At 50.5% G+C, this 1,063-nt stretch carries 1 protein-coding gene; it reads right to left on the reverse strand.

Annotation, left to right across the window (positions count from 1 at the left end):
- The coding region (locus AC1DT3_RS22275) for a class I SAM-dependent methyltransferase (protein WP_477467350.1) at positions 1 to 1,033 on the reverse strand (1,033 nt) is incomplete at its 3' end.
- Between the last annotated feature and the right edge of the window lie 30 nt (positions 1,034 to 1,063).

Raw genomic sequence — 1,063 nt, forward strand, 5'->3', positions numbered from 1 at the left:
GCCTAAGCCAGAGTCCGCCACCTGGCATGCCGCTTGCTTCGGAACAGCGATCCATGAATAGGTCGTTCTCACGTACCGAAAAGGCATGGTTCGCATAGATGACTTCGAACTGAGTATTATACATGAGGAACGCCCGTATAAGGTACAGCTCGTTCCAGGATCTGTTCTCTTCGAAGATCCAACCGTCGAGGTATTCAAATCCGTCGAATACGTCGTGGAAGTGGATGATCACGCCTTCTTTCAGGCGAGGCAGGATCTCAAAAACCTCGTAGTTTACGTCGCTTCCGGTCTTTGARATATGAGTCGTATCGAGGAAGAGTATGTCGCCACTTTCCAATTGCTCGAATACAGACGTCGGTACTTCTTGCACAGGACTTTGAATGATCTGGACAAGCTTGAGGTCTTCACTTCGTAGCAAAGATTCGAGGCGTTCGACATACGGCTCGATCAACGTGACCGCGGTTGCCAATTCCGGAGAGCGTTCAAGCACGTCTAACATGACTGCGCTTGAGAAGCCGGATCCAACTTCGATGATCCTTCTTGGTTTGTTGTGCCGGATCATGCTGGCGAGAATAAGCGCATCGCCCAATCCGTACATGTCGTTGGAATGGTAGTAACGATAGTCGGCACTTTGTTTTGCTGGGAATGCCAAACCGGCCTTCTGCTCCATCAGCGCCACGAAGGTGTCTGTCATCTTATTGAAATCAAGTTGGAGGCCTAGAAGTTGGTCATCTTTCCTTCGGGTCGCAAAACTTGAGGCTCTTAGAGCGGCAGGATCAACTACCGGTGAATAGTAATGTCCCGGGGGGACAAATTCCGCAACTATCGATTTGGGAGCCATCATTTGCGCGCGGCGCTGCTGGGCCTCTTCGCAGTCGTATAATTCAAGAAAGTAATCGGTTGGGCTTCTTCCATCAGAAATCGCTGAAACGAGATAGTCGAGCGTTTTTTGATCGGGCGCTCGGCCCAGCACTGAAAGCCAAACCCTTTCGACGAATTCTTCCAGGGCGCCCTTATCCGACGGTATTGTCATCTAATCCTCATTTTATCGACGGCGCGAAAC

This window comes from Microvirga sp. P4_G7, assembly GCF_056401005.1.